This window comes from Azospirillum oryzae (assembly GCF_900177515.1).
GTDB lineage: Bacteria > Pseudomonadota > Alphaproteobacteria > Azospirillales > Azospirillaceae > Azospirillum > Azospirillum oryzae_A.
In genome coordinates, this window is the sequence record NZ_FXAK01000010.1 from 188,593 (window position 1) to 207,393 (window position 18,801).

General features: G+C 66.5%; 22 protein-coding genes and 3 tRNA genes. 13 read left to right on the forward strand and 12 right to left on the reverse strand.

Going from position 1 to position 18,801, the window contains the following annotated elements; genetic code table 11:
• Window positions 1-51 precede the first annotated feature (51 nt).
• Window positions 52-1,095 carry an L-glyceraldehyde 3-phosphate reductase gene (gene mgrA, locus B9N97_RS32655; protein ID WP_085091995.1) on the reverse strand — a complete coding sequence of 348 codons (1,044 nt, stop codon included), beginning with the start codon at window positions 1,093-1,095 and terminating at the stop codon, window positions 52-54.
• 405 nt (window positions 1,096-1,500) lie between these two features.
• Between mgrA and B9N97_RS32660 the strand changes: the two genes are divergently transcribed.
• From B9N97_RS32660 to B9N97_RS32685, 6 genes are all read left to right on the forward strand, one after another.
• On the forward strand, window positions 1,501-1,752 hold the full coding sequence (locus tag B9N97_RS32660) for a DUF1127 domain-containing protein (RefSeq protein WP_244561055.1): 252 nt from the start codon (window positions 1,501-1,503) through the stop codon (window positions 1,750-1,752).
• Window positions 1,753-1,756: 4 nt separating this feature from the next.
• Window positions 1,757-2,176 carry a GNAT family N-acetyltransferase gene (locus B9N97_RS32665; RefSeq protein ID WP_085091996.1) on the forward strand — a complete coding sequence of 140 codons (420 nt, stop codon included), beginning with the start codon at window positions 1,757-1,759 and terminating at the stop codon, window positions 2,174-2,176.
• Window positions 2,177-2,200: 24 nt separating this feature from the next.
• A complete protein-coding gene (locus B9N97_RS32670) occupies window positions 2,201-3,226 on the forward strand; it encodes a threo-3-hydroxy-L-aspartate ammonia-lyase (RefSeq protein ID WP_085091997.1) in 1,026 nt (341 codons plus the stop codon).
• A 210-nt stretch (window positions 3,227-3,436) separates the two neighbouring features.
• A complete protein-coding gene (locus B9N97_RS32675) occupies window positions 3,437-4,243 on the forward strand; it encodes a PhzF family phenazine biosynthesis protein (RefSeq protein ID WP_244561056.1) in 807 nt (268 codons plus the stop codon).
• A gap of 7 nt (window positions 4,244-4,250) precedes the next feature.
• Window positions 4,251-4,637, forward strand: coding sequence for a bleomycin resistance protein (locus B9N97_RS32680; RefSeq protein ID WP_085091999.1), 387 nt, complete (start codon window positions 4,251-4,253; stop codon window positions 4,635-4,637).
• The gene (locus B9N97_RS32685; protein ID WP_085092000.1) at window positions 4,630-4,974 is read left to right on the forward strand and encodes a gamma-glutamylcyclotransferase family protein; all 345 of its coding nucleotides are present in this window, start codon (window positions 4,630-4,632) and stop codon (window positions 4,972-4,974) included. The genes B9N97_RS32680 and B9N97_RS32685 overlap by 8 nt, the downstream gene beginning before the upstream one ends.
• Before the next feature lie 29 nt (window positions 4,975-5,003).
• Here B9N97_RS32685 and B9N97_RS32690 read toward each other — a convergent pair whose 3' ends face one another.
• The 3 genes from B9N97_RS32690 to B9N97_RS32700 all read right to left on the reverse strand — a co-directional run bounded on the left by B9N97_RS32690 (window position 5,004) and on the right by B9N97_RS32700 (window position 7,695).
• Complete coding sequence (locus tag B9N97_RS32690; protein WP_085092001.1) at window positions 5,004-5,540, reverse strand: GNAT family N-acetyltransferase; 537 nt, start codon at window positions 5,538-5,540, stop codon at window positions 5,004-5,006.
• A 28-nt stretch (window positions 5,541-5,568) separates the two neighbouring features.
• Window positions 5,569-6,459: an RNA polymerase sigma factor RpoH gene (rpoH, locus tag B9N97_RS32695; RefSeq protein ID WP_085092002.1), complete on the reverse strand. Its 891-nt coding sequence runs from the start codon at window positions 6,457-6,459 to the stop codon at window positions 5,569-5,571.
• Between the two features lie 162 nt (window positions 6,460-6,621).
• Entirely contained in the window at window positions 6,622-7,695 is a 1,074-nt protein-coding gene (locus B9N97_RS32700; protein ID WP_085092003.1) for an RluA family pseudouridine synthase, read from the reverse strand.
• Between the two features lie 52 nt (window positions 7,696-7,747).
• Between B9N97_RS32700 and B9N97_RS32705 the strand changes: the two genes are divergently transcribed.
• The 5 genes from B9N97_RS32705 to B9N97_RS32725 all read left to right on the forward strand — a co-directional run bounded on the left by B9N97_RS32705 (window position 7,748) and on the right by B9N97_RS32725 (window position 9,525).
• Window positions 7,748-8,074 carry a hypothetical protein gene (locus B9N97_RS32705; protein WP_085092004.1) on the forward strand — a complete coding sequence of 109 codons (327 nt, stop codon included), beginning with the start codon at window positions 7,748-7,750 and terminating at the stop codon, window positions 8,072-8,074.
• An 18-nt stretch (window positions 8,075-8,092) separates the two neighbouring features.
• Entirely contained in the window at window positions 8,093-9,127 is a 1,035-nt protein-coding gene (locus B9N97_RS32710; protein WP_085092005.1) for a threonine aldolase family protein, read from the forward strand.
• Between the two features lie 43 nt (window positions 9,128-9,170).
• Window positions 9,171-9,246 (forward strand) — tRNA-Glu (locus B9N97_RS32715).
• Window positions 9,247-9,315: 69 nt separating this feature from the next.
• Window positions 9,316-9,391, forward strand: a tRNA-Glu gene (locus B9N97_RS32720).
• 58 nt (window positions 9,392-9,449) lie between these two features.
• Window positions 9,450-9,525, forward strand: a tRNA-Glu gene (locus B9N97_RS32725).
• A 76-nt stretch (window positions 9,526-9,601) separates the two neighbouring features.
• Here B9N97_RS32725 and B9N97_RS32730 read toward each other — a convergent pair.
• The 3 genes from B9N97_RS32730 to B9N97_RS32740 all read right to left on the reverse strand — a co-directional run bounded on the left by B9N97_RS32730 (window position 9,602) and on the right by B9N97_RS32740 (window position 12,695).
• Window positions 9,602-10,531, reverse strand: coding sequence for a reverse transcriptase family protein (locus B9N97_RS32730; protein ID WP_085092006.1), 930 nt, complete (start codon window positions 10,529-10,531; stop codon window positions 9,602-9,604).
• A complete protein-coding gene (locus B9N97_RS32735; protein WP_085092343.1) occupies window positions 10,497-10,826 on the reverse strand; it encodes a helix-turn-helix transcriptional regulator in 330 nt (109 codons plus the stop codon). Before B9N97_RS32735 ends, B9N97_RS32730 begins: the two co-directional genes overlap by 35 nt.
• Before the next feature lie 672 nt (window positions 10,827-11,498).
• Complete coding sequence (locus B9N97_RS32740) at window positions 11,499-12,695, reverse strand: THUMP domain-containing class I SAM-dependent RNA methyltransferase (protein WP_085092007.1); 1,197 nt, start codon at window positions 12,693-12,695, stop codon at window positions 11,499-11,501.
• A gap of 182 nt (window positions 12,696-12,877) precedes the next feature.
• On the opposite strand from B9N97_RS32740, the gene B9N97_RS32745 reads away from it, so the two are divergent.
• The gene (locus B9N97_RS32745) at window positions 12,878-13,666 is read left to right on the forward strand and encodes an SDR family NAD(P)-dependent oxidoreductase (RefSeq protein ID WP_085092008.1); all 789 of its coding nucleotides are present in this window, start codon (window positions 12,878-12,880) and stop codon (window positions 13,664-13,666) included.
• 245 nt (window positions 13,667-13,911) lie between these two features.
• A complete protein-coding gene (locus B9N97_RS32750) occupies window positions 13,912-15,975 on the forward strand; it encodes a methyl-accepting chemotaxis protein (RefSeq protein WP_085092009.1) in 2,064 nt (687 codons plus the stop codon).
• Window positions 15,976-15,993: 18 nt separating this feature from the next.
• On the opposite strand, the gene trxC is transcribed toward B9N97_RS32750, so the two are convergent.
• The 5 genes from trxC to B9N97_RS32775 form a co-directional block, all read right to left on the reverse strand.
• Window positions 15,994-16,494 (reverse strand): thioredoxin TrxC, encoded by a 501-nt coding sequence (trxC, locus tag B9N97_RS32755; RefSeq protein WP_085092010.1) that lies wholly within the window; start codon window positions 16,492-16,494, stop codon window positions 15,994-15,996.
• A 76-nt stretch (window positions 16,495-16,570) separates the two neighbouring features.
• On the reverse strand, window positions 16,571-16,825 hold the full coding sequence (locus B9N97_RS32760; RefSeq protein ID WP_244561057.1) for a hypothetical protein: 255 nt from the start codon (window positions 16,823-16,825) through the stop codon (window positions 16,571-16,573).
• Window positions 16,826-17,069: 244 nt separating this feature from the next.
• A complete protein-coding gene (locus B9N97_RS32765) occupies window positions 17,070-17,567 on the reverse strand; it encodes a periplasmic heavy metal sensor (RefSeq protein WP_085092012.1) in 498 nt (165 codons plus the stop codon).
• Entirely contained in the window at window positions 17,564-18,007 is a 444-nt protein-coding gene (locus B9N97_RS32770; RefSeq protein WP_244561058.1) for a hypothetical protein, read from the reverse strand. Before B9N97_RS32770 ends, B9N97_RS32765 begins: the two co-directional genes overlap by 4 nt.
• 14 nt (window positions 18,008-18,021) lie before the next feature.
• A complete protein-coding gene (locus B9N97_RS32775) occupies window positions 18,022-18,573 on the reverse strand; it encodes an RNA polymerase sigma factor (RefSeq protein ID WP_085092344.1) in 552 nt (183 codons plus the stop codon).
• Window positions 18,574-18,801 lie beyond the last annotated feature (228 nt).

Here is an 18,801-nt window from a genome sequence, read left to right on the forward strand (position 1 = left end):
GGGAGGGCGGCCGGGGCCAGCCCTCCCACCCTTCTTCTCAGGCGGTGATGTTCAGCCGGCTTCGGCCGAGGAGGAGGCGCTCCACAGGTTGATGCCGGCGTCGGCGACGGCGTGGGTGTCGATCTCCGCCAGCTCCTCCGGGCTGAAGGACAGGTTGTTCAGTGCGTCCAGCGAATTGTCGAGCTGCTCGACGTTCCGCGCGCCGATCAGGGCGGAGGTCACGCGCGGATCGCGCAGGACCCAGGCGATGGCCATCTGCGCCAGCGTCTGGCCGCGCCGCTGGGCGATGGCGTCGAGTGCGCGGATGCGCTCCAGGTTCTCATGCGACAGGAAGTTGGCGCGCAGGGTCCCGCCCTTGGCGGCACGGGCGTCCGCAGGTTGGCCGCCCAGGTATTTGTTGGTCAGCATGCCCTGCGCCAGCGGCGAGAAGGCGATGCAGCCCATGCCGAGGTCCTCCAGCGTCTCCAGCAGCCCGCCTTCCACCCAGCGGTTCAGCATCGAGTAGGACGGCTGGTGGATCAGGCAGGGGGTGCCGAGGTCCTTCAGGATGCCGGCCGCCCGCCGCGTCATCTCCGGCGAGTAGGAGGAGATGCCGACATAGAGCGCCTTGCCCTGGCGGACGATGTGGTCGAGCGCACCCATCGTCTCCTCCAGCGGGGTTCGGGGATCGACGCGGTGCGAATAGAAGATGTCGACATAATCGAGACCCATCCGCTTCAGGCTCTGGTCCAGGCTGGAGACCAGATATTTGCGGGAGCCCCAGTTGCCGTAGGGGCCGGGCCACATCTCGTAACCGGCCTTGGTCGAGATGACCATCTGGTCGCGGTAGGGGCGGAAATCGGTGGCGAGGATGCGGCCGAAATTCTCCTCCGCCGAACCCGGCGGCGGGCCGTAGTTGTTGGCGAGGTCGAAATGGGTGACGCCGCGGTCGAAGGCCCGGCGCAGCACGGCGCGCCCGGTGGCGAACACGTCGGTGCCGCCGAAATTCTGCCAAAGCCCCAGCGAAATGGCCGGCAGGTCCAGGCCGCTGCGGCCGGTGCGGCGATAGCTCATGCCCTCGTATCGCCCGTCGGCGGCAAGGTAGGGCGGCTGCATGGCGTTCTCCCGATAAGATCTTGAGTGATATATCAGCATAGGGCGGCGGCGGGGCCGGGCGCAATGGCGCGGCCGGTCATATGGCGGAGGGATGGCCGGACCAGCCGGCGCGGCGGGCCACGCGACCGGCACAATGCTACCATGACAATCGGCCGGCCGGCCCTCCACTTGTCTCGCAAACCATCCGCCGGGCCGAACCATTTCCGGGAAGAATGGCGCAATCCTTCGTATCGCAAGGGTTTTTCCAGTCCGTCGAAGGTGGTGGTTGTGGCTGTGGCCGAAAAGATACATCCGACATCGGAAATGTAATGGTGACAATGTTCCGTTTGACCCCGCCGATTACGTCTTCATAATCCTGATTGTCTCGATTGTTCGAGCGTTGTGCGCCAGATGATGGAGGATCCGATGCGCCACACCGATGTGACCCGCAGTTCCGGCCCGTACACGGCAGCCCCGGGCGCCGTCCCGGCCGCCGACCGCGTCACCCGTGTCGCCTCACGCTCGCTCTGGTGGCTGCTCGACGTGTTGTTTTCCGCGATGGAACGGCGCAAACAACGTCATGCACTGATGAGGCTCGACGACCATCAGCTGAAGGACATCGGCGTCAGCCGGTCCGAAGTGGAGCGGGAGGTGTCGAAGCCGTTCTGGCGGGGATGAGACGATGGCCGACAAATCCGTACAAATCGAATACGCGGTCGAACCGGACCTGAGCGCCGACGCGTTCATTGACGTTCTGGAACGCTCCGGGCTGGCGGAACGCCGGCCCGTGGGCGACCGCCCGCGGGTGGAGGCGATGCTGCGCAACGCCGGCCTGATCGTCACCGCAAGGGAGCAGGGCCGGCTGGTCGGCGTCGCCCGGTCGATCACCGACTTCGTCTATTGCTGCTACCTGTCCGACCTTGCCGTCGACCGCGCCCTGCAGGGGCGCGGCATCGGCAAGGAGCTGATGCGCCGCACCCGCGACGCGATGGGGCCGGGCACCATGTGCCTGCTGCTGTCGGCGCCCAAGGCCATCAGCTTCTACGAGCAGGCCGGACTGAAGCGGCACGAACAGGCCTTCCTGTTCACCGATCTGGAATAACACACCGGGGGGAGCACCGCCGCCATGCCCGATACGATCACCAGCAGCGGGGCCGACAGCAGGATCGACACTGCCGGTCTCGCCATCTCCTACGATGACGTGGCCGGGGCGGCGGAGCGGATCGCCGGCGTCGCCCACCGCACACCGGTGCTGACCAGCCGCACCGCCGACACGCTGACCGGCGGCGAGCTGCTGTTCAAGTGCGAGAATTTCCAGCGCACCGGCGCCTTCAAGATTCGCGGCGCCTACAACGCCATCGCCCGCTTCACGCCCGTTCAGCGCGCGGTCGGCGTCGTCGCCTATTCGTCCGGCAACCACGCCCAGGCCATCGCGCTGGCGGCATCGATGCTGCGGGTGAAGGCCACCATCGTCATGCCGCAGGACGCCCCGGCGTCCAAGCTGGCGGCCACCCGCGGCTATGGCGCCGACGTGGTGCTGTACGACCGCTATGCCGAGCCGCCCGACGCCGCCGTCGCCCGGGTGCTGGAAGAGCGGGGCGGCATCTTCATCCCGCCCTTCGACCACCCGCATGTGATGGCCGGGCAGGGCACCGTCGCCAAGGAGCTGATCGAGGAGGTTCTGGCGGGCGGCGGGGCACCGCTTGACCTGCTGGTGGTGCCGACCAGCGGCGGCGGGCTGCTGGCCGGCTGCGCGGTGGCGGCGAAGACGCTGAACCCCGGCTGCCGAGTGATCGGCATCGAGCCGGAGGCCGGCAACGACGCCCAGCAGAGCCTGCGCAGCGGCAACATCGTCCGCATCGAACCGCCGAAGACCATCGCCGACGGCGCCCAGAGCCGCAACGTCGGCCAGCTGACCTTCCCGGTGATGCAGCGTCTGGTCGACGACATCGACACCGTCACCGACGACCAGCTGGTCGACGCCATGCGCTTCTTCGCCAGCCGGATGAAGATGCTGGTCGAGCCGACCGGCTGCCTCGCGGCGGCGGCGGTTCTGTCCGGCAAGATCGACGTGCGGGGCAAGCGCGTCGGCATCGTCGTCACCGGCGGCAACGTCGACCTCGCCCGCTTCGCCGCGTTGGTGGCGGGCTAAACTCCCTCTCCCGTCCCGGGAGAGGGAAGGGGCCCATGCGCAGCATGGGAAGGGTGAGGGGTGACTCAAGGAGCCATGCGGTTCTGGAGTCTTGCCCTACCCCTCACCCTCCCCACGCCTGACGGCGCGGGTCCCCTCCCTCTCCCGGGGCGGGAGAGGGCGATGACGCTTCGTTGTTCAAACTCCCCCAAGACGTAAGGGATCCATCCCATGACCGGGAAAGCCATGCGCCTGCCCATCTATCAGGTCGATGCCTTCACCGACCGCGTCTTCGCCGGCAATCCGGCGGCGGTCGTGCCGCTGGAGTCCTGGCTGCCCGATGCGCAGCTGCAGGCCATCGCGGCGGAGAACAATCTGGCGGAGACCGCCTATTTCATCCGCAGCGGCGACGGTTATGAGTTGCGCTGGTTCACCCCGGCGGTGGAGGTCGATCTGTGCGGCCATGCCACGCTGGCGACCGCCTTCGTCATCTCCACCATCCTGGAACCGGGCCGCGGGCGCATGGACTTCGCCACCCGGCAGGCTGGCACGCTGACCGTCACCCGCGACGGCGACCGCTACACGCTGGACTTCCCCAACCGTCCGGCCAAGCCGGCGGAGCGCGTCGATCCCAACCTGCTGGCGGCGCTGGGCGGCCCGGCCCCGGCCGCGGTGCTGAGCGGGCGCGACTATCTGGTGGTCTACGAGTCGGCCGACGCGGTGCGGGCGCTGGCGCCGGACATGGCGCTGCTGTCGAAGCTGGACCTGTTCGCGGTCTGCGTCACCGCGCCGGGAGACGGTGGGATCGATTTCGTGTCGCGGCTGTTCGCCCCGGCCCAGGGCATTCCGGAGGACCCGGTCACCGGCTCCACCCACTGCATGCTGACCCCCTATTGGGCGGAGCGGCTGGGCAAGACGGTGCTGACGGCGCGGCAGGTCTCGGCCCGCGGCGGCGACCTGCTGTGCGAACTGGCCGGCGACCGGGTGAAGATCGGCGGGCAGGCGGTGCTGTATCTCGAAGGCTCGATCCTGGTGTGAGGCTGAAATGACCGTCCAGTTCGAGCGGGTGGCACCGATCCTGCCGGTCCGGGATGTGCGTGCGGCACTCGACCATTACCGGAGCCTCGGCTTCACGGTGACCGCCTACGACGAGGCCGCCGCGGACCCGGTCTATGGGTTCTTGGATTGGAATGGGGTGAGCCTGCATCTGACGCGGGTTCCGGATCTGGATCCCGAACGCTCGGTCGTCGCCTGCTATCTCTATGTCAGCGACGCCGACGCGCTGCATGCGGCTTGGAAGGCCGCGAGGGTCGGCGGTCGGCTGACGGCGGTGTCCGACACGCCCTATGGCCTGCGCGAGTTCGCCCACATCGACCCGGACGGCAACCTGCTGCGCGTCGGGGCGGAGGTAAGGAGGGATGGCGATGGCTGAGGACACGGTCCTTCTGTTCTCCTACGGCACCCTGCAGCAGGAGAATGTGCAGATGGCGTCCTTCGGCCGGCTGCTGGCCGGGCGGCCGGACGCCATGCCGGGATACCGCCGCGACATGCTGGAGATCACCGATCCGGAGGTGATCCGCACCAGCGGCAAGCGCTTCCACCCCGTGGTCAGCGAAAGCGGCGATCCGGCCGACGAGGTCGCCGGCACCCTGTTCGAGATCACCGCGGAAGAACTGGCGGCTGCCGATTCGTACGAGGTCGCGGATTACAGGCGCGTCATGGTCCGGTTGACGTCGGGGGCGGAGGCCTGGGTCTACGTCAAGGCGTGAGGGCCGGGTCCGTCACCGCTTGGCCGCCGCTATCGCATCACCTTCTCGAAGCGGAACATCTCGCCGCCGCCGGGCAGGCCGGACGGGCCGGGCCAATGCGGATCCGGGTGACGGGCCCCGAAGAACTCGACGATCTTGAAGCCGCACTTGTTGACGTAGAAGTGGATGTTGCGCTTCTCGAAATAGGGCGTGTGGGTCTGCCAGACCAGCGTTCCGGGATAGCGCCGCTCGATCGCCATCCACGCTTTGAAGCCCAATCCCCGGCCATGCTGCGCCGGCGACAGGAAGAACAGGTCCAACGAATTGCGCTGCGTCGTCTCGTCGATCACGACGACGGCGCCGCCGACCCTTTGGCCATCGCAAAGAATATGCAGAAGCTCGGTGCCCGGCGCGTTCATCGACTCGTCGAGATCGCTGCCGCGTGGAATCGAATCGTCGGGAAGGCACCCGAACTCCTCGATGACGGCGACCGCGAAGGACGCCTCCATATCGCTTTTGAAGGCCGGCAGATCGCCGGGCGCGACCGTGGCGAGGGAAACCTCGCCGTCCTGCTTGGTTCTGGTCATAACGCTGTGGCGGCGGTCGGGCTTTCCCTTACGCCTCCGTCTCCATCTTCTGTTCGACCGCGGCGGCCTTGATCGCCTTCTGCAGCTTTTCAAAGGCGCGGACCTCGATCTGGCGGACGCGCTCGCGGCTGATGCCGTATTTCTGCGACAGATCCTCCAGCGTCGTCGGCGCCTCGCGCAGGCGGCGTTCGGTCAGGATGTCGCGTTCGCGGTCGTTCAGCGCGGTCATGGCGTTCGCCAGCAGCTTGCGGCGCTTGCCCAACTCCTCGCGGTCGGCCAGCGTGATTTCCTGGCTGGCGGTCTCGTCGACCAGGAAATCCTGCCATTCGCCCTCGCTCTCCGCCCGCAGCGGCGCGTTCAGCGAATGGTCGGGGCTGGCAAGGCGCCGGTTCATGTTGACGACGTCCTGTTCGGGCACGTCCAGCTTGGTGGCGATGGCCTGGACCTGTTCGGGCGACAGGTCGCCTTCCTCGATCGCCTGCATCTGGCCCTTCAGCCGGCGCAGGTTGAAGAACAGCTTCTTCTGGGCCGCCGTCGTGCCCATCTTCACCAGCGACCAGCTGTGCAGGATGTATTCCTGGATCGCCGCGCGAATCCACCACATGGCGTAGGTCGCCAGCCGGAAGCCGCGGTCGGGGTCGAAGCGCTTCACCGCCTGCATCATGCCGACATTGCCTTCGGAGATCAGCTCCGACAAAGGCAGGCCGTAGCCGCGATAGCCCATGGCGATCTTGGCCACCAGACGCAGGTGGCTGGTGACCAGCTGGTGGGCGGCGCCGGAATCCTCATGCTGCTGCCAGCTCTTGGCCAGCATGTATTCCCGCTCCGGCTCCAGCATCGGGAACTTGCGGATCTCCTGGAGATAGCGGGACAGATTGCTCTCGGACCCGATGGCCGGAAGATTGGATGCCGTCGCCATGACCAAACCCCTCTCCTGACGGCCGGTATACCCATGAGAAGGAATTCATGGGCATGCGGCCATTCTTCAGCGCGGGTTCCAAAGGCCCCTCGCAATGAGCGGGCGGCGGAACCTCGCCATTGACCGGGAGTCTATCCAAGAAAGATTTCCCGGTGTACCGTTTTAAAGCGACTCCAAGGTGACAATTAGTTCATGAATATCCGCCGGAATTGGGGAGCGGAATGCCACGATTTCGCCACTGACCGGATGACGGAAGGTCAGCGCCGCGGCGTGCAGCGCCTGTCGCGGAAACCCAACAAGGCTGCCCCGAACCGGTTCCGGCAGAAGCGAGGCGAATTTGCCCCCCGGCCGCCCCGACCGGCCGCGGCCATAGAGCGGGTCGCCGACCAGCGGATGGCCGATGTGGGTCAGATGAACGCGGATCTGGTGGGTGCGCCCGGTCTCCAGCACGCATTCGACCAGCGAGGCGGCCATGCCGAAGCTCTTGACCACGCGGTACTTGGTGGCAGCCGGTTTGCCGCCGCCGGTCACCACCGCCATCTTCTTGCGGTCGGCGCTGCTGCGGCCGATGTTGCCCTCGATCCGGCCCTGAATCGGATTCGGCACGCCCCAGACCAGCGCCAGATAGGTGCGGCTGAGCGTCCGGTCGGAGAACTGGTCAGACAGGCCGTGATGGGCGCGGTCATTCTTGGCGACCACCATCAGGCCGCTGGTGTCCTTGTCCAGCCGGTGGACGATGCCCGGCCGACGCACCCCGCCGATGCCGGACAGGCTGTCGCCGCAATGGGCCAGCAGGGCGTTGACCAGCGTGCCGTCCGGGTTGCCGGCGGCGGGATGCACCACCAGCCCGGCCGGCTTGTCGATCACCAGCACGTCGGCGTCCTCGTACACCACGTCGAGCGGGATGTCCTGCGCCACCGGTTCGGCGGCCTCCGCCCCCGGCACATCGACCTCGAAGCGTTGGCCGGGTTTGACCCTCAGGGACGCGTCCGTTATCGTCCGGCCGTCGCCGCGCACGCAGCCCTGGTCAAGCAGGGCCTGGACGCGCGACCGCGACAGGTCCGGCAGGCCCGCCGCCAACGCCTTGTCCAGCCGCTGGCCCGCCGCCTCGTCGGGGATCGTGTAGGCGAGGGCCCGGGCAGTGGCGTAGGCGGGCGAGCCGGCGTCATCGTCCGGATCGAGGAAATCGTCGGACAGATCGTCGGGTGTGTTGTCGTCCGGTGAGTTGGCGGCCATAAGCTTTGCGTATCGCGTCCTGTTTCAATCGTCCGGGAGTGGACCCCAAACCGTGCAGATCCTCAAGGCACTCGTCGTCATCATGGGCGTTCTGATCCTCGCCGGCTTCACCTTTCTGGGGGTGGAGCTGTACAAGCGGATGTCGGACCCCAACCGCGCTTCCCTGACCGGACCCGCCACCACGACCACCGTGATCGACCGCCCCGCCGAAGTGACGCTGGACGTCCCGGCCGGCGCCCGCATCGGCGAGATGCTGGTGGCGGGCAACCGCGTGCTGTTCAAGGTGACCCTGCCGCAGGGGCCGGACCGCCTCTATCTGATCGACCCGCGCACCGGCGCCGTCACCGCGACGGTCATTGTCGGCCCCGCCGCTCCGTAACAGACAGGTCTCGCGATCATGCATGATTTCCGCAGCGACAATGTCGCCGGTGCCGCGCCGCAGGTGATGACGGCGCTGGCGGCGGCGTCGGCCGGCACCGCCTCCCCCTACGGCAACGATCCCTGGACCGCGCGGGTGACCGAGCGGCTGTGCGCGATCTTCGAGACGGAGGTCGCGGTCTTCCCGGTCGCCACCGGCACGGCCGCCAACTCGCTGGCGCTGTCGGCGCTGGTGCCGCCCTATGGCGCCGTGCTGTGCCATGAGGACGCGCACATCGGCACCGACGAATGCGGCGCGCCGGAATTCTTCACCGGCGGCGCCAAGCTGGTCCCGCTGGCCGGCGAACATGGCAAGCTGACGCCCGACGCCGTGTCGCGCCACATCGCCAAGGCCGGCGTCGGCGTCGTCCATCGCGTCCAGCCCGCAGCCCTCAGCCTGACCCAGGCGACGGAGGCCGGCACCGTCTATACCCCGGCGGAGGTCGAGGCGCTGGTCGAGACCGCCCATTCCAACGGCATGGCCGTGCACATGGACGGTGCCCGCTTCGCCAACGCCATCGCCCGTTTGGGCTGCGCCCCGGCCGAGGTGACGTGGCGCGCCGGGGTCGACGTGCTGACGCTGGGTGGCACCAAGGGCGGCTGCCTCGCCGCCGAGGCGGTGGTGTTCTTCAACCCGGCGATGGCCGAGGATTTCGGCTTCGGCCGCAAGCGCGGCGGCCATCTGGTGTCGAAGATGCGCTTCCTGTCGGCGCAGTTGGACGCCTGGCTGGACGACGGGCTGTGGCTGCGCCTGGCCGCCCACGCCAACGCCATGGCCGACCGTCTGGCCGCCGGGCTGACCGCGCTGCCGGGCGTCGAGCTGGCCCACCCGGTGGAGGCGAACGAGCTGTTCGTCCGGCTGCCGGATGCCTATGCCGAGGCGCTGGAGGGGGCCGGCTACGGCTTCTACCGCTGGGACGACGGCACGGCACGCTTCGTGACGGCGTTCGACACGCCGGCGGCGGCGGTGGACGGTTTGCTGGCTATTTTGCGCAGCCTGCAAGAAAAGGCTTGATCGGCGGGGCAGGCTTGGTTAGAAACCCGCCCACGCCGATGACGTCCCCTTCGTCTAGAGGCCTAGGACACCGCCCTCTCACGGCGGTAACAGGGGTTCGACTCCCCTAGGGGACGCCAACCTTCCAAGGTTGGGTCGCGCGGCCGGTGGCAGCCTCCACCGCCGCGAGTTGCGCATCGGGACCAGACGTCCCCTTCGTCTAGAGGCCTAGGACACCGCCCTCTCACGGCGGTAACAGGGGTTCGACTCCCCTAGGGGACGCCATCCACGCGCTGGATGCGTTTTTTGAGCGCGAGTGCAGAGCACGAGTTGAAGGTACACCGTCCCCGTCGTCTAGAGGCCTAGGACACCGCCCTTTCACGGCGGCGACACGGGTTCGACTCCCGTCGGGGACGCCATCTTCTTTTGCCTTTCCTGTTTCCAACAGAGTCTGTGAAGAGCAGAGTTGGTGTATAAGGTAATATGCATCGAATCCTATTGCAGATCTGCTCTCACGCTTTTTGTTGAAGTATTTAAGCGTCTATTCCACTTGTCGATCTGAGACTGTTGACCATCTATTCCCCGAAGACTTTTCTGCAAGGTGATTCTTTCCTCGTCATTAGATGAGGTCGCTAACTTGTTACGTAGCTTAAATCGCTTTAGGTGCGCTGCATTTGGAGCAGAAAGCCCACCAGAGCGCACAACAATTCCCGTAACGATACCAATGCCACGGCGGTACCATCTTTCTTTTTCTTTCTTTGGCTGAAGACCTGATCGGTATATGCATCGGCGCACCTGAAACATGACGCGCTCTGTCACCACGCCTCCGGAAACCGTCACATCATCCATATACACGGAAAGTTTGCAGCCGCTTTCCGAGACGATCTGATAAATGTTCTGCCACATATCGTAATGGGCATAGTAGGCTAATATGGAACTTGACGGGCTTCCGCACGGCAAATGCCCTTTATAAGTTGTAAGTGTGGTAAGTAGGCCTGCTACGTCAGGTGAGCACTTCAGAATGTTATGAAAGAACCAATAAACTCTTCTAGACTTTGTGGAAGGGAAATAGTTACTAATATCTACATTCCTAATGTGTTTTGAGCCGATATGCTGAGCGGCGTTCGAGATATAAGATTTTCCCTTGACCGGGCAATGTAAGTATTCTGGTGCTGATATTGAAGAAAGGATCTTTGCAATCCGACTTTGAACCATTTTGAGTGGACGTGCTGGGTCTTCGATCGTACGCAAATCCCCATTTTTCTTCTCTTGCGTCCACTCATTGTACATGTTCGGTGAAAGAGTAGCGATTCTCTTCAGCCTTGCCAGGGGGAGGCAAAGTAATTCAGCCAACTTCCGCTTTGTCGTCAACTTGTATAAAGGAGACTGGTCAAGCGGATAATTTTTGATTTTCTTCGTCTTCATCTTGCTTCCCCGACCGCTCCGCAATGAATGCCATCAGCCGCAAGACCTTTTCGGATACAAACTGGCGTGCTCTTTCAGCCGCACCTTCTTTGCCGATGTTCTCGGCGAAGAACATAATTGAAGACAAAGGCATATTGTATACCTGAGCATATCGCTCAAGTAGCTGTAACGTAGGAGTTTTCTTGCCTGCCTCAATCTCCGAGATATACGACTTCGTCACGCCGAGCTTTGCTGCCAAATCCTTCTGCGACAAGTCATGGAAGACCCGGAGCAGTCGCAAGGCTTCGTTCAACACGGTCACCTCCTCGAATGCCTTCCAGGGTAACAAGGCTGGGTGGCGTCAGTTCCTATCGTCAAAGCTTTCGATCACCTTCGCGATCAGTCGCGCGACTGCGATCACAAACCGTGCCGTCCAGGGGTTGCACAATACGCGCAATACCTGAGTAAGGATCTGCCGCCGCCGTCGCTGGTTGGTACGTGAATCAACTACCGACATGGCAGAGTTCTCCCTCTCGTTGCAAACGACTGCGAGGCTGCAGACGCTTCTGCCCCCAACGAGAAGTGGGAACGACGGCTTTACCCAGCTTGACCCGGCGCGGGGCCGGTGCCCCGGCCCCGCGCCGCCTGCGGACGACCGCCGCCGCGTTGCCGCGCCACCGGACCACCCGTGCAGGATGTTAGGAGATTTTTACATCTCCCGCGAGTGAACCATGTGGTTCACTCAGTGAATGGGCGTATCTCCATTAACGTCACCAACTGAGTGCGAAGATAATGCCGAGCTGCGTTCTGGTCAACATAGTTCGCTGTTGGAGAACCAATTTTTTAGGGTTAACGAGATGGCGCATTCGCTGGAAACGTGAGTGATGCCACCTTTGCAAAGCTATTAGCCTGGGAAGGCAATAACTAAGAGATTGAAATACTTGGGTTTCCACGCTTTTGAAAATGGCGACCAAAAAAGGGTGGGGGACTACCCCAACACCCCCGTCTGATACAGCGTCACCCGAATCCCCCCGTTCGACACCGACACCCCGTCTTCCCCGAACGGCAGCTCCGTCGCCTTCGCCAGAGCGGCTTCGTTGGTGATGATGCCCACGCGCCAGCCTGCAAACCGCGCTTTCAGCGTCTGGCCCATGGCGTGGTAGAGCGGGATCAGGGACTTGCCCTCGCCGATGCGGGCGCCGTAGGGCGGGTTGACGATCACGAGGCCGGGGGGACCCTCGGGTGGGGTCAGGTCGCTGATGGCGTGGTGGGTGAACTCGGTCCAGGCGGAGACGCCGGCACGCTCGGCGTTGGCGCGGCTCATGGCGATGGCGCCAGCGTCGCGGTCGCTGCCGTAAAAGCGGACGGTGGGCGCGGTGGGCGTGCCGCCGGCGCGCAGGCTCTGCCAGAGGGCGGGGTCGAAATTGGCGAGCTGTTCGAAGGCGAAATGACGGGAGCGGCCGGGCTTCAGGCCGGCGGCGATTTCGGCGGCCTCGATGACGAAGGTGCCGGAGCCGCACATGGGGTCCACCACGGGCTCGCGGCCGTCATAGCCGCACTGGCGCAGGAACAGCGCGGCCAGCGTCTCGCGCATCGGCGCCTTGTTGACCGCCTCCTTGTGGCCGCGTTTGTGCAGCGACTCGCCGGAGCTGTCGACGCTGATGGTGCAGAGGTCGTCGTCGATCCGTGCCTTGATCTGGACGGCGCGGGTGTCCTCCGCCTCTGCCTCCATATCCTTGGCGGGCTTCTTGCCGGTCGGCTTGGGGGCGGCCTTGACGATGGGGGCGCCGAGTTCCTCGGCGATGGCGCGCTCGATGCGCTGGGCGGCGGCGCCGGCATGGTAGATGCGCGAGGCCTTGCAGGACGCCTCGACCCGCACCGGAACGTCGGCACGCAGGATCTCGGCCCAGGGAACCCGGCGGGCGCGCTTGTCCAACTGCGCCAGATGCAGGGCGCGGAAGCTGGCGATGCGCGCCAGCACGCGGGTGGCGCCGCGCAGCTCCAGATTGGCCCGCCAGACCTCCGGCCAGCCGCCGGTGACCGTCACCCCGCCCTTCACTGCGGTGGGGTTGGCGAAGCCGCGCTCGCGCGCCTCGGCGCACAGCACGGATTCCAGGCCGGGAGCGGCCACCAGGAAAATCTCGAAGGGCTGCGCGGCGGCGGTCTTGTCTTGGTCGGTGTTCATCCCGCCTTGATAGCCCGAAGGCCGGCCATCTACGACAGGATTCTCGCAAATCGGCAGGCGCGGACGACCCGGCAATTGACGGCGGGGCGCCGCCCCTTATGATCGGATTGGAACACGAACAATCATGCCGGCTTTCGATTCCGAACACATTATCGGCCGGCAAGCAGGGGAGAGAGCGCGTCATGACCGCAACCGACACCACCAGCTGGCCCGCCGACCTGCTGGCCCAGGAGTTCCGGGGCAAGCGGGTGCTGGTCACCGGCAGCAGCCGCGGCATCGGCGCCGCGGTGGCGGCGGCCTTTGCCCAGCTCGGCGCCCGCGTCGCCATCCATGGCCGCGACCGGACGGCGGTGGAGGCCGTGGCGGCGGGGATGGGCAACGGCGTGGTCGGGCTGGCCGGCGATTTCGCCGACAAGGGGCAGACCCGTGCATTGGTGGAACAGGCGGTGGACCGGCTGGGCGGGCTGGACGTGCTGATCAACAATGCCGGCACCATGCTGGGCCGGGTGGCGCTGGCCGACATCGATGACGACTTCCTGCAGCGGCAGTTCGATCTGAACGCCGCCTCGGCGGTCGTCGCCAGCCGCGCCGCCCTGCCGGCGCTGATCGAGTCGAAGGGGGCCATCGTCAACACCGGCTCCATTTCCGGCCGCACCGGCGGCAGCGCCGGCTCGTCGCTCTACAGCGCCGCCAAGGCATTCCAGGCAAGCCTCGCCCGTTCGCTGGCGACGGAGCTGGCGCCGCACGGCATCCGCGTCAACGCGGTGTCGCCCGGCACCATCGATACCGATTTCCATCAGCGCTATTCGACCGCCGACAAGCTGGCGCAGACCGCGGCGCGCATCCCGCTGAAGCGGCTGGGCACGGCGGAGGATTGCGTCGGCGCCTACCTGTTCCTCGCCTCCAACCGGCTGGCGGGTTACATCACCGGCCAGACCATCGAGGTGAATGGCGGTCAGTTCTATAACTAAAGGATAATTTTTTGCAATTGCGAAGGTCAAGCTTTGGCAAAATGCAAAGCGATCTCAATGATCTTGGCAAATTGCGAAGGGGTAATGGGCGCGGTCTATTGGAGAGAGGGTGATTTCACAGGGCAGAAAAACACCGCGGCGTTAATGGTCCTTTGGCATTGTTCTTGTAGGGTACCTCGTTGACAACCGATCACCCGAAAGATCGGAAGCTTGCCAGTAGCGGGTCAGAGACGAGGTCCCCAGCCATGAACGCCACCCACCCAGGCCAGCAGACCGCCGCCCAGCCGACCAAAGCCGGCGCCTTCGCCAATCTGCGCACGGCGACCAAGATCTATACCGGCTTCGGCGTGACGCTCGCGCTGCTGGTCGGGTTGGGGGCGGTGTCCTGGACGGGCTTGAGATCGAGCGACGACGCGCTCCGCCGCTATGCCGGCCAGTCGCACGTCGCCATGGCGGTGGCGGAGGCGGACACCAACATGGCCGACGCCCTGGGGGCGGCGGAGGAGTTCGTGTCCAGCGGGTCTCCGGCGGTGGCCGACCGCTTCCGCGCCGATGTGGACAAGTTCACGAAGAAGCTGGACGCCGCCACCGCGCGCATGACCAGCGCGACCGACCGTCAGGCGGCGCAGGAGATCGCCACCCTGCAGAAGACGCTGACCGGCGGTTTCGACCAACTGGTCGCCGCGCGGACGGAGCGCGACTCGATCGTCGCGTCGGTGGTGAACAAGCTGGGCGCCGACATCCGCCGCACGCTGAGCGAGACGGTCAAGGCGGAGAAGGACCTGGGCGATCTCGACCGCACGGTGAAGGCCGCCGACGTCAGCGAGCAGTATCTGCTGGTCCGCGTGCTGGTCGCCCGCTTCGTGGCGGAGACCCAGGCGGAGGATCTGGCGCGCATCCGCAAGGATCTGGCCGACGTGATCGCGAAGGCCACGGCGCTGCGCGACGGCATGGCCGACGGGCCGATGAAGGCCAAGCTGGCCGACGCGGTCGCCAAGCTTCCGGCCTATGGCGCCGGCATCGACCGCATCGCAACGCTGAGCGACCAGCTGAAGTCGCTGAACAACGAGACTCTGGGCAAGGCCGGCAAGGAGATCGGCGACAAGATCGGCCTGATCCGCTCGCATTCCGCCGATTTCCTGTCGCAGCTGGAGAGCAGCGCCGCCGCCGAGGTGAAGGCGGCCGAGGGGCGCGGCACCGTGGTGACGGTCGCCGCCCTGCTGGTCGGCCTGCTGCTGGCCTGGGCGATCTCGCGGGCGATCACCAAGCCGCTGGGCAACATCACGCGGGCGATGGGCCGTCTGGCCGAAGGCGACCTGAGCATCGCCGTCACCGACGACGCGCGCCGGGACGAGATCGGCGCGCTGGCCCGCGCGCTCCAGGTCTTCAAGACCAACGCCTATGAGATGGATCGGATGCGCAAGGCGCAGGAGGAGAGCGAGCGGCAGGCCGCCGCCCAGCGCCGCCAGACCATGATGCAGATGGCCGACAGCTTCGAGAGCGCGGTGAAGGGCATCGTCGACACCGTCGCCAATGCCGCCACCGGCATGCGCGACGCCGCGACCGAACTGACCGCTACCGCGCAGGAGGCGAGCGAGCGGTCGCTGCTGGTCGCCTCGGCCTCCGAACAGGCTTCGGCCAATGTGCAGACCGTCGCCACCGCGACGGAGGAACTGTCGGCCTCCATCTCCGAGATCGGCCAGCAGGTGGAGAACTCCACGCGCATCGCCACCCAGGCGGTGGCCGACGCCGACGGCGCCGACCGCACCATGCGCGATCTGGTCTCCGCCGCCGAACAGATCGGCGCGGTGGTGGAACTGATCAGCGGCATCGCCGCGCAGACCAACCTGCTGGCGTTGAACGCCACCATCGAGGCGGCGCGGGCGGGCGAGGCCGGCAAGGGCTTTGCCGTGGTCGCCAGCGAGGTGAAGGCGCTGGCCAGCCAGACCGCGCGCGCCACCGACGAGATCCAGTCCAAGGTGCAGGAGATTCAGCAGACCACCGGCGGCGCCCAGAAGGCCATCGGCAGCATCGGCAAGACCATCGGCCACATGAGCGAGATCACCACCGCCATCGCCGCCGCCATCGAGGAACAGGCCGCCGCCACCCGCGAGATCGCCTCCAGCGTCACCCAGGCGGCGCAGGGCACCGAGGAGGTGTCAAGCAACATCGCCGGCGTCAGCACCGCCGTTCACGAGACCGGCGACGCCGCCGGCCGCGTCCACGGCACCTCGCAAGAACTGGCGGTCGAGGCCGAGCGGCTGCGCCGGGAGGTGGGGACCTTCATCGCGACGGTGCGGGCGGCGTAGGGGGGCGCTATCCCCCTCTCACCCCCGGGGAGAGGGGATTTGTTGACGCACCCACGCCACCAGGGCCGGCAGCGGCATGGCGCCGGCGGTTCGGGCGATTTCGCGGCCGTGATGGACCAGGACCAGGGACGGGATGCTGCGGATGCCGAAGCGGGCGGCGAGGTCGGGAGAGGCCTCGGTGTCGATCTTGGCGAGGCGGACACGGGGCTCCAGCTGGGCCGCGGCCTGGGTGAAGACGGGGGCCATCATGCGGCAGGGGCCGCACCACTCGGCCCAGAAGTCGATCAGCAGCGGCAGGTCGCTCTTCTCGGCATGGGCGGCGAAGCGGCGGGCGTCGAGCGCCACCGGCTTTCCTCCGAACAGGGCGTTGCCGCAGCGGCCGCACTTGCCGCCGCCCAGACGGGCCGGAGGCACGCGGTTCAGCGTGTCGCAATGCGGGCAGGCGATGTGCAGGCTGTCGGCGGAAAAAGAACCGGGACCTGTGGAAGACTGACCTGAAGCTTGGGCGGTGGGCGGCATGGCGGGGCTCCTTCCCCTGGCAGCTTGTCCACCGTCGATGTATGGGGCCGGAGCGGCCCGCTCAAGATGGGCGGGTCTACTCCTGACGGCCCATCAGGCCTTCCAGCTTTGCGAAATCCACATATTGCGTCGGCCGGTCCTTCAACAGGTCCGGGGTCGCCTGGGCATTCTCCCGCGCGCATTCGGCGACATAGCGGGCCAAGAGGTCGCGCATGACCTCGGCCAGAGGCGTCTGCCGCTGACGTGCGTAATTCTTGGCGACATCTTTGATTCGGCGATCAACGCGCAAAGAGATCGTCGCCTTCTTTGGATGAAACGGATCTCCGATCATGACGATCCCCCACCAATCTTGCTGATCCACGTTATTTGGATATGCCGGATCGCTGGTGGATACAAGGATCCATGGGAAGGCGGGCGATAAAACTTGGGGATGATAACTTGTGAATTTGTGTGGATAAAATTTCCGCTGGTTTTCTTCTCCACAGAATCTGTGGATAGATGTGTGCGCAATCTCCGAACAGAATCATCCGCACCCTTCCGGCCGGCCCATCCGGCCTGTGGATGAGTGGGTTTGCCTATTTTTTGGGCGGATGGGGCGGCTTGTCCGACCCCGGCCCGCCGACCAGCCGCAGCCGGCCGGCCGGCGACAGGTCTGGCAGGATGGACAGCACGGTTTCCTCGGTCAGTTCGCCGATCTGGCGGCGCTTGGCGCGGGCGGCGGAGGTCGCGGCGCGCAGGGAGTCGAAATCCACAGGCTCGGCCTGCAGCAGGGCGCGCACCCGCTGCCCGGCGTCGCGGTACTCCTGGGACAGCGCGTCGTAGCGCGGGCGCAGCGGCTCGAAGGCGGCGCGCAGGACGGCGGCGTCGGCGTCGGACAGGTCGGCCGCCACATGCTCGACGAAGCGGTCGGGCATCGGCCGGTAGGGCGGGGGCGGCGGGTTGCGGATCGTCGCCACCAGCATGGCGCCGAGGAACAGGTTCAGCGCCAGCGACGCCAGGGCCAGCGTGCGCAGACTGATCCGCTGGCGGAGCCTCGTCAGGACGGATGGCTGGGGGGCGGCGAAACCGCTCATCGGGAGTCTCCGTCGAACAGGGTGACGACCTCGTCATTCAGCAAGGCCAGCTCCTGGCTGCGCGGGGCGGTGGGGGCGGGGCCGGCGAGCTGGCCGCTCAGCCAGCCTCCGGTCAGCCAGCCGAGCGCGAGCAGGACGACGCAGAAGCCGGCAACCGTCCGCCGCGGCATCCGGCCGAGCAGCAACACCGCGATGCTGTCCTGCGGCATGCCGCGCGCCGCCTTGCCGACGGCGGCCAGCAGTCGGTCGACGCGGGCGTCCTCCACCGGCGGGGCGGGGGTGGCGAGCAGGCGGTCGAAGGACCGGGCGTCCTCCAGCGCGTCGCGCAGGGCGGGGGAGCGGGCGAGCGCGGCGTCGGCCGCGGCGCGCAGCTCCGGCGGCCAGCGCTCCGGCGAAGCGCCGTAATCGTCCAGGTGGCGGAGGAAGTCTTCGTCGGTCATGGTGTCCTCCCTCCTCATCGGGCGTCGGCGGCGGTGAGCGCGGATTTCAGCGCGGCGCGGGCGCGGGCCAGCAGCGAGGCGAAGGCGCTTTCGCTCATGGTCAGGACCTCGGCGGCCTGCCGCAGGCTGAGCCCCTCCTGGTGGAACAGCACGACGGCGGCGCGCTGGCGGTCGGGCAAGGCGGCCAGCGCTTGGTTGACCCGCTCGGCGGTCTGGCGCTCGGCGATGCGGGTCAGCGCGTCGGGGGACTCGTCGGGCGGATCGCCGGCCTCCTCCAGCGGCGACCAGCCGGGGCGGCGGCCACGGTCGATGGCGAGGTTCATGACGATGCGGTAGAGCCAGGTGGTGAAGGCGGCGCGCGCCCCGTCCCAACGGCCGGCATGCTGCCAGACCCGCAGGAAGGCCTCCTGCGCGATCTCGTCGGCGTCGGACGGGTTGCCGGTCATCCGCTGGGCCAGCGCCACGGCGCGGCGCATGTGGCGGGCGGCCAGACGGTCGAAGGCGGCGGCGTCGCCGCCGGCCACGCGGGCCATCAACTCGTCGTCCGTGTCGCTGGCCTCGATCACCGGGGCTCCGCTCATGCCGTGGGCGAGAACTATGCCCAAGAGAGCGAGGGGGCGCCAGGGGTGCGAGGATATTGCTCCCTCTCCCGTCCCGGGAGAGGGAAGGGGCCCAAGCGGAGCTTGGGAAGGGTGAGGGGTGATCCAAGGAACCATGCGGTCTAGGAGTCTTGGGACACCCCTCACCCTCCCCGCGCCTTCGGCGCGGGTCCCCTCCCTCTCCCGGGGCGGGAG

Excerpts from the sequence above, each read along its gene's own strand:
- B9N97_RS32690 (WP_085092001.1), bottom strand. The coding sequence starts at position 5,540 with ATGACCAGAACCAAGCAGGACGGCGAGGTTTCCCTCGCCACGGTCGCG.
- B9N97_RS32700 (WP_085092003.1), bottom strand. The coding sequence starts at position 7,695 with ATGGCCGCCAACTCACCGGACGACAACACACCCGACGATCTGTCCGAC.
- B9N97_RS32670 (WP_085091997.1), top strand. The coding sequence starts at position 2,201 with ATGCCCGATACGATCACCAGCAGCGGGGCCGACAGCAGGATCGACACT.
- B9N97_RS32730 (WP_085092006.1), bottom strand. The coding sequence starts at position 10,531 with ATGAAGACGAAGAAAATCAAAAATTATCCGCTTGACCAGTCTCCTTTA.
- B9N97_RS32760 (WP_244561057.1), bottom strand. The coding sequence starts at position 16,825 with ATGATCGGAGATCCGTTTCATCCAAAGAAGGCGACGATCTCTTTGCGC.
- B9N97_RS32770 (WP_244561058.1), bottom strand. The coding sequence starts at position 18,007 with ATGACCGACGAAGACTTCCTCCGCCACCTGGACGATTACGGCGCTTCG.
- B9N97_RS32675 (WP_244561056.1), top strand. The coding sequence starts at position 3,437 with ATGACCGGGAAAGCCATGCGCCTGCCCATCTATCAGGTCGATGCCTTC.
- B9N97_RS32680 (WP_085091999.1), top strand. The coding sequence starts at position 4,251 with ATGACCGTCCAGTTCGAGCGGGTGGCACCGATCCTGCCGGTCCGGGAT.
- mgrA (WP_085091995.1), bottom strand. The coding sequence starts at position 1,095 with ATGCAGCCGCCCTACCTTGCCGCCGACGGGCGATACGAGGGCATGAGC.
- trxC (WP_085092010.1), bottom strand. The coding sequence starts at position 16,494 with ATGCCGCCCACCGCCCAAGCTTCAGGTCAGTCTTCCACAGGTCCCGGT.
- B9N97_RS32710 (WP_085092005.1), top strand. The coding sequence starts at position 8,093 with ATGCATGATTTCCGCAGCGACAATGTCGCCGGTGCCGCGCCGCAGGTG.
- B9N97_RS32750 (WP_085092009.1), top strand. The coding sequence starts at position 13,912 with ATGAACGCCACCCACCCAGGCCAGCAGACCGCCGCCCAGCCGACCAAA.
- B9N97_RS32765 (WP_085092012.1), bottom strand. The coding sequence starts at position 17,567 with ATGAGCGGTTTCGCCGCCCCCCAGCCATCCGTCCTGACGAGGCTCCGC.
- B9N97_RS32660 (WP_244561055.1), top strand. The coding sequence starts at position 1,501 with ATGCGCCACACCGATGTGACCCGCAGTTCCGGCCCGTACACGGCAGCC.
- rpoH (WP_085092002.1), bottom strand. The coding sequence starts at position 6,459 with ATGGCGACGGCATCCAATCTTCCGGCCATCGGGTCCGAGAGCAATCTG.
- B9N97_RS32665 (WP_085091996.1), top strand. The coding sequence starts at position 1,757 with ATGGCCGACAAATCCGTACAAATCGAATACGCGGTCGAACCGGACCTG.
- B9N97_RS32685 (WP_085092000.1), top strand. The coding sequence starts at position 4,630 with ATGGCTGAGGACACGGTCCTTCTGTTCTCCTACGGCACCCTGCAGCAG.
- B9N97_RS32740 (WP_085092007.1), bottom strand. The coding sequence starts at position 12,695 with ATGAACACCGACCAAGACAAGACCGCCGCCGCGCAGCCCTTCGAGATT.
- B9N97_RS32745 (WP_085092008.1), top strand. The coding sequence starts at position 12,878 with ATGACCGCAACCGACACCACCAGCTGGCCCGCCGACCTGCTGGCCCAG.